General features: G+C 66.4%; 9 protein-coding genes. All 9 read right to left on the reverse strand.

Going from position 1 to position 10,578, the window contains the following annotated elements:
• Positions 1 to 73: 73 nt before the first annotated feature.
• The 9 genes from ftsZ to murD all read right to left on the reverse strand — a co-directional run bounded on the left by ftsZ (position 74) and on the right by murD (position 10,521).
• On the reverse strand, positions 74 to 1,306 hold the full coding sequence (gene ftsZ, locus Q0D45_RS07135) for a cell division protein FtsZ (RefSeq protein ID WP_366946369.1): 1,233 nt from the start codon (positions 1,304 to 1,306) through the stop codon (positions 74 to 76).
• Between the two features lie 205 nt (positions 1,307 to 1,511).
• Entirely contained in the window at positions 1,512 to 2,756 is a 1,245-nt protein-coding gene (ftsA, locus tag Q0D45_RS07140; protein ID WP_293390530.1) for a cell division protein FtsA, read from the reverse strand.
• Complete coding sequence (locus Q0D45_RS07145; RefSeq protein WP_293390533.1) at positions 2,753 to 3,535, reverse strand: cell division protein FtsQ/DivIB; 783 nt, start codon at positions 3,533 to 3,535, stop codon at positions 2,753 to 2,755. Before Q0D45_RS07145 ends, ftsA begins: the two co-directional genes overlap by 4 nt.
• Entirely contained in the window at positions 3,535 to 4,482 is a 948-nt protein-coding gene (locus Q0D45_RS07150; protein ID WP_293390535.1) for a D-alanine--D-alanine ligase, read from the reverse strand. Before Q0D45_RS07150 ends, Q0D45_RS07145 begins: the two co-directional genes overlap by 1 nt.
• Entirely contained in the window at positions 4,475 to 5,380 is a 906-nt protein-coding gene (gene murB, locus Q0D45_RS07155; protein ID WP_293390538.1) for a UDP-N-acetylmuramate dehydrogenase, read from the reverse strand. Before murB ends, Q0D45_RS07150 begins: the two co-directional genes overlap by 8 nt.
• On the reverse strand, positions 5,380 to 6,798 hold the full coding sequence (murC, locus tag Q0D45_RS07160) for a UDP-N-acetylmuramate--L-alanine ligase (protein ID WP_293390540.1): 1,419 nt from the start codon (positions 6,796 to 6,798) through the stop codon (positions 5,380 to 5,382). Before murC ends, murB begins: the two co-directional genes overlap by 1 nt.
• Positions 6,795 to 7,874, reverse strand: coding sequence for an undecaprenyldiphospho-muramoylpentapeptide beta-N-acetylglucosaminyltransferase (gene murG / locus Q0D45_RS07165; protein WP_293390542.1), 1,080 nt, complete (start codon positions 7,872 to 7,874; stop codon positions 6,795 to 6,797). The genes murC and murG overlap by 4 nt, the downstream gene beginning before the upstream one ends.
• Positions 7,871 to 9,160 carry a putative lipid II flippase FtsW gene (gene ftsW, locus Q0D45_RS07170; RefSeq protein ID WP_293390544.1) on the reverse strand — a complete coding sequence of 430 codons (1,290 nt, stop codon included), beginning with the start codon at positions 9,158 to 9,160 and terminating at the stop codon, positions 7,871 to 7,873. The genes murG and ftsW overlap by 4 nt, the downstream gene beginning before the upstream one ends.
• The gene (murD, locus tag Q0D45_RS07175) at positions 9,157 to 10,521 is read right to left on the reverse strand and encodes a UDP-N-acetylmuramoyl-L-alanine--D-glutamate ligase (protein WP_293390546.1); all 1,365 of its coding nucleotides are present in this window, start codon (positions 10,519 to 10,521) and stop codon (positions 9,157 to 9,159) included. Before murD ends, ftsW begins: the two co-directional genes overlap by 4 nt.
• Positions 10,522 to 10,578: the final 57 nt, after the last annotated feature.

The raw sequence follows: 10,578 nt of genomic DNA on the forward strand, positions 1-10,578 counted from the left end.
GTCGCACGCCGCCTTTCAGCGACGATGACACAGGCTGACCGGGCGAAGGGCCAGCCTTGCGTTGATCTACCTATCAGTCCGCCTGCGCGCGCAGGAAGGCTGGAATGTCGAGCATTTCCTCGTTGTAATCGAGCGCCGCAAACGCCGGATTGACGCTCGGACGCGCATTGCGCACCGGCGCGGCATGCGTCGATTCGTGCAGGCGCGGCGCCCAGCTCGGCTCGGACGGCTGACGCAGCGCGGTCACCACACCACCACGGCTACCGAGACCTTCCGTACCGAGCGGTGCGCCACTGGCGCGCAGACGGGTCGAAAGCTGTTCCTGCGGCACCGCCTTGAGAGCAACACGCGAACCTTCGAGGCCGGTGGCAACGACGGTGACGCGCAGTTCGCCGCCCAGGGTCGGGTCGAACGAGGTGCCGCACTTGATGTCGGCTTCGTTGGACGCGATCTCACCGATGCGATCGTTGATCAGCTCCAGCTCGTCGAGGGTCAGCGACTCGTCGCTGGTGATATTGACCAGGATGCCGCGAGCGCCGGTCAGTTCCAGATCGTCGAGCAGCGGGCTGGACAGCGCGGCTTCGACGGCCTTGCGGGCACGGTCTTCGCCGCTGGCAGAGCCGAGGCCCATCATCGCCATGCCGCGATTGGTCATCACCGTCTTCACGTCGGCGAAATCGACATTCATCATGCCCGGACGGGTGATCAGGTCGGAAATGCCCTGCACCGCGTTCTGCAGCACGTCGTTGGCAGCCTTGAAACCGGACAGCAAGGTGACCGCGCCGCCGAGCACCAGACGCAGCTTCTCGTTCGGAATCATGATCAGCGAGTCGACATGCTGCTGCAGCTGCAGGATGCCTTCCTGCGCGATCGCCATGCGCTTCTTGCCTTCATGCGGGAACGGCTTGGTGACCACGGCCACGGTCAGGATGCCGAGTTCGCGTGCGATCTCGGCGATCACCGGTGCCGCGCCGGTGCCGGTACCACCACCCATGCCGGCGGTGATGAACAGCAGATCGGTGCCTTCCAGCATTTCGCGAATGCGGTCGCGATCTTCCTCGGCAGCCTCGCGGCCCACCTTCGGATTGGAGCCGGCGCCGAGACCGCGCGTCACTTCCGCACCGATCTGCAGCTGCAGAGTCGGCCGGCACTTCTCGAGATGATCCCGATCGGTGTTGGCGACGATGAACTCGACGCCGTCGATGTTTGCCGCCGCCATCTGGTTGACCGTGTTACAGCCGCCGCCGCCGACACCGATGACGCGGATAACCGCGCGCGGCGTAACGCCGTCGACCAGTTCATACAGCTCGTTGGATTGCTTGCTTCCGCCCATGTTTTTCTCCGTCATTCGTCAATGTTGCCACGCTGGAACCGCGCATGAAGCCTTGTTTCTACCGCCGCCCGTCAAATCGTCATTCGCTACTGATTTACTGTTGGTTTTTCTGCCGCTTCTGCCACTTTTCCACCGCACCGCTCAGGCCGGATCGCGCAAACAATCCGGCTCGAATCCATTAGAGATTCCCCTTGAACCAGCCCTTCATCCGGCTGATCAGCTGGCCGGCATCGCTGCCGCCGAGACGGCGCATGCCGCTGCTGCTGCCGATCGGGCGCTGCTGGCGCGCGAACAACAGCAGGCCGACGCCGGTCGAATAGGCCGGCGAGCGCGAAACTTCCTCGATGCCGGCCACGTCCTGCGGCAGGCCGAGGCGCACGCCGACTTCCAGCACTTCCTCGGCCAGCTCGAGAATTCCCGGCGTCTGCGCCACGCCACCGGTGAGCACCACGCCGCCGGCGACCAGCTCGTAGACGTCGGCGCGGTGCAGCTCCTTGCGCACGTAGCGGAACAGTTCCTCGAAGCGCGGCCGCATCACCTCGGCCAGCATCTGCCGCGACAGATGCCGGGTCGGCGATTCGCCGACGCCCGGCACGTCGATCGGCGCGTCGTGCGCCACCAACTCGGGCAGCGCGCAGCCGTACTTCAGCTTGATCGCTTCGGCATGCTGGGCCGGCGTGCGGAAGGCCACCGCGATATCGCTGGTGACCAGATCGCCGGCGATCGGGATCACCGCCGTGTGGCGAATCGAACCGCCCTTGAACACCGCGATGTCGCAGGTGCCGCCACCGATATCGACGAGGCAGATGCCCAGGTCGCGCTCGTCCGCCGACAGCACCGCATCGGCCGAAGCCAGGTGCTGCAACACCAGACGCTCGACGGTCAGGCCGCAGCGCTCGACGCATTTGTAGAGGTTCTGCGCGGCGGACAAGGTGCCGGTGACCATATGCACCTTGGCTTCCAGGCGCACGCCGCTCATGCCGATCGGGTCCTGGATGCCTTCCTGGCCGTCGACCACGTATTCCTGAGGCACCACGTGAAGAATCTGCTGATCGGCCGGAATCGCCATCGCGCTTGCCGCTTCGATCACCGCATCGACATCGCGCGCGGTGATTTCACGATGGCGGATCGGCACCACGCCGACCGAATTCAGGCTGCGGATATGAGTGCCGGTGATGCCGACGTGTGCCGCGCGAACGCGGCAGTTGGCCATCAGTTCGGCGGCTTCGACGGCACGGCGGATCGAATCGACGGTGTTGTCGATATTGATCACCACGCCCTTCTTCAGGCCGCGCGTCGGCGCCACGCCGAGGCCGACCACCTGGACGACACCGTTGGCGCCCACTTCACCGATCATCGCGGCGACCTTGGAGGTGCCGACATCGAGGCTGACGAGATATTCCGGCTTTCTGTTCTTGTTCATGGCTTCCTGCTCACGGTGGGTGCACGGCCGCCGGTTGGTGGCGCGATGCCATCCTTCCAGCCCACCGAAAATCCATTTGAATAACGAAGGTCGATGTAGGCGACCTTCTCCAGCTGATGGCCCAAGGTCGTGCTGACCGCGCCGAGAATCAGTGGCAGACGTTCGCGCGGATCGCCCTGACCCAGGCGCAGTTCGATGCCGACGGCATTGCTCATCCGCCATTTACCGCGCGCATCCAGCGCCAGGCCGCTCGGCGCGAAGGCGCTGCCGGACAGACGCAGGCGCAGGTCGTCGAACACCGCGGCGGCCTCGGCTTCATGGCCGGGAGGGGCTGACAGCAGCGGCAGGCTCTGCGGAATCTCGTCGGCGCTCGGCGTGAAGATCTGACTGTTGCTGTCGATCATCCGGCCCTCGCCCCAGCGCGCGTAAGGCACACGCTCGACCACCTTCACTGCCAGCACGTCCGGCCACACCCGGCTGACCCGTGCAGAAGCGACCCAAGGCAGCGCTTCGACGTGCTCGCGCAAGGTTTCGAGATCAGCATCGAACAGGCGCAGGTTGAGTCCGGCATCCACCGCGATGGCGATGTCGACCGGGCGCAGCCGGTTCAACTGGCCATCGACCCGCAGCGCCGACACCGGTCGATTGACCAGCGGCGCGATCATCGTCCACAGCAGCATCAGCAGCGCCGCGGTGGCGGCCGTCGCCAGTATGCCGAGCACCGGGCGTGGCAGGGTCGGGGTTGCGATCGACGGCGAACGCAGGCTGGTCGCGCTCATCAGGCGGCGCCTCCATCATCGTGCAGCGTGGTTTCGAGAATGGCCCAGCAGAGGGCGTCGTAATCCATGCCGACGGCGCGGGCAGCCATCGGCACCAGGCTGTGCGAAGTCATGCCCGGCAGGGTGTTCACTTCGAGCAGCCAGGGCGCGCCGTGGGCGTCCATCATGAAATCGACCCGCCCCCAGCCGCGGCCGCCGATCGCTTCGAAAGCCTGGGCGCAGATCGCCTGCAGTTCCTGCTCGTGGGTCGGCACCAGATCGGTCGGGCAGATGTAGCGGGTGTCGTCGGAGATGTACTTCGAGTGGTAGTCGTAGAACTCGCCGGCCGGCTCGATGCGGATCACCGGCAGCGGTTCGCCATCGAGCATCGCGCAGGTGTATTCGCCGCCGGCGATGAACGCCTCGGCCATCACCACGCGGCCGTCGCCGAGTGCGTCGATATACGCGGCCTCGACCTGCCCCTTTTCCTTGACCTTCGACACGCCAACCGACGAACCATCGGCCGCCGGCTTGATGATGAACGGATAGCCGAAACGTTCGGCCGCGGCATGGGCATCGGCAACGCTGTCGAGAATCCGCCAGTCCGGCGTCGGCAGGCGCTCGGCCTTCCAGATCCGTTTGGTGCGCAGCTTGTCCATCGCCAGCGCCGAAGCCAGCACGCCGGAACCCGGATACGGAATGCCGTGCAGATCGAGCACCGCCTGCACGGTGCCGTCTTCGCCGCCGGTGCCGTGCAGCACGCTGAAGGCGCGATCGACACCGAGCTTCGGCAGGGTCAGCAGCGCTTCACGATCGGCATCGACCCCGATCGCATCGATGCCCCGACGCTTCAAGGCCGCAAGCACGCCTTCGCCGGACCACAGCGAGACCTGTCTTTCTGCTGACCAGCCGCCCATCAGCACGGCGACCTTGCCGAAGTCCTTCGGATTACTGGTGCGCTTACGCATCGATGTTCTCCCCGACGACGCGAACTTCGGGATGCAACTCAATGCCGGTTTTCAGCTTCACGGTGGTGCGGACGTGCTCGATCAGGGCTTCGACGTCGGCGGCGCAAGCGCCTTCCTCGGTCAGGATGAAATTGGCGTGCTGCTGCGAAACATGCGCGCCGCCAATGCGATGGTTCTTCAGGCCGCAGCTTTCGATCAGCCGTGCGGCGTGATCGCCGGGCGGATTGCGGAAGGTGCTGCCGGCGCTCGGCTTGCCGACCGGCTGCGTCGCCTTGCGCTGGGCCAGCGAGTCGCGGGTCGCCGCGGCATAGCGGCCATCGGCGTCGGCGGTCACCTTGAAACGCGCGGCCAGGAAGCCGAGGAAATCGGCCGGCGGCACCACGCTGCGATAGCCGATTTCAAAAGCCGACGGCGGTAGCGACACGATGCTGCCATCACGCATCAGCACGTCCACTTCAGTGACCGTCGGCCAGGTCTCGCCGCCCCAGGCGCCGGCATTCATCGCCAGCGCGCCGCCGACGGTACCGGGAATGCCGGCCATGTAGCCGAGCCCGGCCAGCTGCTGGCGCTCGGCGAACTTCGCCAGCCGCGCGCAGTGCACGCCGGCTTCGGCGTAGACCTGTCCGGCTTCGTCGCGTGCCAGTTCATCGAGCGCGCCATGCAGCGCGATCACCGTGCCGCGGAAGCCACCATCGCGCACCAGCAAGTTCGAGCCGAGGCCGAGCCAGAGCACCGGCTCGTTCGCCGGCAACGCGCGGACGAACGCGACGAGATCGGCGCGATCGGCCGGCTCGAAATAACGATCGGCCGGCCCGCCGACCCGCCAGCTGGTATGCCGCGACAGCGGCTCGCCGGCATGCAGCAGGCCGCGAATCTGGATTGGGCTGGGCTCTCTCATCACGAGGCTGCTCCGATCCAAGTCTGCGTCAGCAAGCCGGCCAGACCACCGATGTCACCGGCGCCCACAGTCAGCAGCACATCGCCGTCATGAAGCATCGAGGCCAGCGCGTCCGGCGCTTCGGCAACGGTGCGAACGAATACCGGCTCGACCTTGCCGCGCGCCCGGATGCCGCGCGCCAGCGCACGGCCATCGGCGTCCGGCAGCGGTGCTTCGCCAGCGGCGTAAACCTCGGTCAGCAGCAGGGCATCGGTCTCGGTCAGCACGGCGCAGAAATCGTCGAACAGATCGCGCGTGCGGCTGTAGCGGTGCGGCTGGAAGGCGACCACCAGACGGCGGCCCGGATAGGCACCGCGAATCGCGTCGAAGGTCACCTTCAGCTCGCGCGGGTGATGGCCGTAGTCGTCGACCAGGCGCACGGTGGCGTCGCCGACGGTCCAGTCGCCATGCGATTCGCAGCGGCGGCCGACGCCTTCGAATTCGGACAGCGCCTTGCGCATCGCGTCGAAGCTGACGCCGAGTTCGCGCGCCACGGCGATCGCGGCCAGCGCATTCAGCACGTTGTGTCGGCCGGGCAGATTCAGGTGCATCGGCTCGATCGAGCCATCGGCGAGCACCACATCGAAGTGCGCGCCGCTGGCTTCGAAGCGGATGTTGGCGGCGCGCAGATCGGCAGGTTCGTCGATGCCATAGGTCAGCACCGGGCGGCCGATCTCTTCGATGATGTCGCGCACTTCGGCGTCGTCGGCGCAGAGCACGGCGAGGCCGTAGAACGGCAGGCGCTGCAGGAATTCGATGAAGGTGGCGCGCAGCCGGCGGAAGTCGCCGCCGTAGGTTTCCAGGTGATCGGCGTCGATGTTGGTGACGATCGCGATCATCGGCGTCAGATGCAGGAAGCTGGCATCGCTCTCGTCGGCTTCGGCGACCAGATAGGTGCCGCCGCCGAGCTTGGCGTTGGTGCCGGCGCTCTTCAGCTTGCCGCCGATCACATAGGTCGGATCGAGGCCGCCTTCGGCAAGCACGCTGGCGACCAGGCTGGTGGTGGTGGTCTTGCCGTGGGTGCCGGCGACGGCGACGCCGTAGCGGAAGCGCATCAGCTCGGCGAGCATTTCGGCGCGGCGAACCACCGGAATGCGCGCCGCACGTGCGGCGACCAGTTCCGGGTTGTCGGCCTTGATCGCCGTCGAGATCACCACCACGTCGACGGTGTCGACTCGCGCCGCGTCATGGCCGTAGGCGATCACCGCGCCGAACGAGATCAGACGCTTGGTCGCGGCACTTTCCTTCAGGTCCGAACCGGAAACCTGATAGCCGAGGTTGAGCAGCACTTCGGCGATGCCGGCCATGCCGGAGCCGCCGATGCCAAGCAGGTGGATACGCCGGATGCGCCTCATCGGTTGAGTGCCGAGCGTGCTCATTTGGCGGCTCCAGCAGCGAGGCACAGATCGGCAATGCGCTCATCGGCCGCGCCCCAGGCAGCGGTGCGCGCAGCCGTCGCCATCGCGACCAGGCGGACACGATCGCCGAGCAGCGCATGCAGCGTTTCGGCCAGATGCAGCGGGCAGAGTTCGGCTTCCGCGATCATCTGCGCAGCACCGGCATGCACCAGATATTCGCCGTTGCGCGTCTGATGATCGTCGACCGCATGCGGAAACGGCACCAGCAGCGCAGCGCTGCCGGCAGCGGCGAGTTCGGCGATCGTCGAGGCGCCGGAGCGGCAGATCACCAGATCGGCCCAGTCGTAGGCAGCGGGCATGTCGTCGATGAAGGCGGTCACGTCACCATCGACACCGGCCTTGGCGTAAGCCGCCTTGGCGATGTCCAGCGTCCGGCCGGCCTGATGGCGGACCTGAGGACGCGGGCCTTCCGGCAGCAGCGCCAGTGCGGCCGGCACCAATTCGTTCAGTGCCCGCGCGCCCTGACTGCCGCCGAGCACCAGCAGGCGCGGCACCACATCGTGCGCAATCAATCGAGCGGCCGGCGACGCCAGTTCGACGAAGCCGGTACGCACCGGGTTGCCGACCGTGATCGCGTCCTTGAAACCGAGCTTTTCGAAAGTGTCCGGGAACGCCTGCAGCACCTTCGACGCGATCCGCGCCAGCAGGCGATTGGTCAGTCCCGGCGCGGCGTTCTGCTCGTGGATCACCAGCGGCTTACCCGAAAGCCAGGCCGCGAGCCCGCCGGGGCCGGCGGCAAATCCGCCCATGCCGAGCACCATGTTCGGCTGCACTCTGCGCAGCACCTTGATGGCATCGAGCATCGCCCGCGCCAGGGTCAGCGGCGCGGTCAGCAGCTTGATCACGCCCTTGCCGCGCAGACCCTTGACCCGCACCAGTTCCATGACGATGCCGTGCTGCGGGACCACGCGCGCTTCGAAGCTGTCCGGCGTGCCCATCCACACCACTTCATGGCCGCGATGCATCAACACCTTGGCGACGGCGAGAGCCGGATAGACGTGGCCGCCGGTTCCTCCGGCGCAGATCATGATTTTCATGAGCCCGTTCTCCGGCGGAAGAACGCGAACAAGCCCTTGCCGTCCTGATCGCGGCGCGCGGTGCCACTGCTGTTGCGGCGCAGATGGGTCGGCTCGACCTTGCCGTTGTTGCGGCCCAGTCCCGGATGCCCGGCCTGCAGAAAGCGATTCTCGTAATCGACCCGCAGCACCAGCGCCACCATCACGCAGACGGTGATCAGGCTCGAACCGCCGTAGCTCATGAACGGCAGGGTCAGGCCCTTGGTCGGCAGGGCGCCCATGTTGACGCCGAGGTTGATCAGGGTCTGCAGACCGAACCAGCCGGACAGGCCGTAGCAGAGATAGGCGCTGAAGCGGTTGTTGAGCCGTTCCGCCGTCTGGCCGATGACGAAGCCGCGCCAGACCACCGTCGCGAACAGGCCCATCAGCACCAGCACGCCGAACAGGCCGAACTCTTCGGCGAGGATCGCGAAGATGAAATCGGTATGCATCTCGGGCAGGTACAGCAGCTTCTGCAGGCTGTTGCCGAGGCCGACGCCGAACCACTCGCCGCGACCGACCGCGATCAGCGACTGGGCCAGCTGGAAATTCTCGTCACGGGCGCCCATGTCCGGGTTGGCGAAACTCAGCAGACGGCGCACGCGATACGGTGCGGCAACGGCGAGCATCGCCAGCACGCCGGCGACGCCACCGCCGATCAGCAGCATGTCGCGCAGCCGCGCGCCGCCGATGAACAGCATCAGCAAGGCCACCGCCATCAGGATCGCGGTGGCGCCGAAATCGCGTTCGAGAATCAGCAGACCGCCGACGATGGCCAGCGGAATGAACGGCGCGATCAGGCCCATCGTCGTCGAGCGCAGCGGCAGCTGACGGCGAACGATGTAGCCGGCCAGATAGACGATCACCGCCAGCCGCGCCGGCTCGGAAACCTGCAGCAGGAACGGGCCGATCGAGATCCAGCGCCGTGCACCGTTGCGAACGATGCCGATGCCCGGCACCAATACCAGCACCAACAGAAACAGGGCCAGCGCCAGCAGCAGCGGCCCGACCTGTTCCCAGGATTTCATCGGCACCACGAAGGCCAGCGCACCGGCGCTGATGCCCATGGCGACGAACATCAGCTGGCGCTGGAAGTAGTACATGGTCGACGCATCAGCCATGCGCTCGGACACCGCGACCGAGGCCGAAGCGACCATCACCAGACCCCAGGAAATCAGGATCGTCACCGCCAGACACAGGCCGGTATCGAGGCCGTAGCGGGCCGGCGAAATGCCGAACGGCAGATTGCCTTGCTGGGTGGCGCTCATACGACGAGCCCCGGAAGTCGTTCGCGGGCCAGTTCGCGGACCAGTTCGCGAAAGCGGCTGCCGCGTTCTTCGTAGTTCTTGAACTGATCGAGACTCGCGCAAGCCGGCGACAGCAGCACGCGATCACCATGACGGGCAATGGACCGCGCTTCGGCGACAGCAGCCGCAAGGTCATCGACCCGCTTCACCTCGATCCTGCCGCCGAGATCCTTCTGGATCGCGGCGGCATCCTGTCCGAACAGGATCGCGGCCCGAGCCTTTTCGGCCAGCGGTGCGCGCAGTGCGGAGAAATCCTGGCCCTTGCCCTGCCCGCCGGCGATCCAGACCAGTGGCCCCTGCAGACCCTGCAATGCCGCCAGCGTGGCGCCGACATTGGTGCCCTTGGAATCGTTGATCCAGGACACGCCATCGAGATCGGCGACCCATTCGCAGCGATGAGCCAGCCCCGGAAAGCTGAACAGCGCAGCGAAGATGCCGACCTCGTTCAGGCCTGCCGCTTCGGCAAGCGCAAACGCGGCGAGCGCATTGACGGCGTTGTGCTGGCCTTCGATCTTCAGGCTGGCGAGCGGAAACAGCGGCGTGTCGCCGCGTGCGGCCCAGGGCTCGCCGTCGTGCTGGATCAGGCCGTAGTGGCCCTTGCCCGGTGCATCCGGACCGAAGCTGACGACCCGACGCGCGGTGTGTGCGCCGGTGTGCGTGGAACGGTCATCGCGGTTGACGATGGCGGTCTGCGCATGCGCGTAGATGCGCGCCTTGGCGGCCGTGTAGCGCTCGATCGAACCGTGGCGGTCGAGATGATCCGGCGAGATGTTCAGCACCGTCGCCGCGGCCAGCTTCAGGGTCTCGGTGGTTTCCAGCTGGAAGCTCGACAGTTCGAGCACGTAGAGCTGCCGAGCGTCATCGAGCAGGTCCAGTGCCGGCGTGCCGAGATTGCCGCCAACGCCGACATTGACGCCGGCTTCGCGCGCCATCGCGCCGACCAGTTCGGTGACCGTGCTCTTGCCGTTCGAGCCGGTGATGCCGATCACCGGCGTATCGCCGACCGCACGGGCGAACAGTTCGATGTCGCCGATCAGTTCGATTTTGGCGGCACGCAGCTGCGCGATGAACGGATCATCGAGCGGCACACCGGGCGAGACCACCGCGAATGCGAACTGCGACAGCGGCTCGGGCGCTGCGAAAGCGCCCAGCTTCAGCACCGCGCCCGGAGCCAGCTTCAGCAGTTCGTCGACACCGGCAGGCGTTGCCCGCGAATCGGTGAGCGCCAAGGTCGCGCCTTCGCGCGCCAGATAGCGCACCGTCGAGCTGCCGCTCTTGCCGAGGCCGACGACCAGGATGGACTGATTGGCGTACTGACCCATCACCGCACCTTCAGAGTAGACAGGCCGATCAGCACGAGAATCAGCGTGATGATCCAG

It is taken from the genome of Nevskia sp. (assembly GCF_023266035.1).
In the GTDB taxonomy this organism is placed as follows: domain Bacteria; phylum Pseudomonadota; class Gammaproteobacteria; order Nevskiales; family Nevskiaceae; genus Nevskia.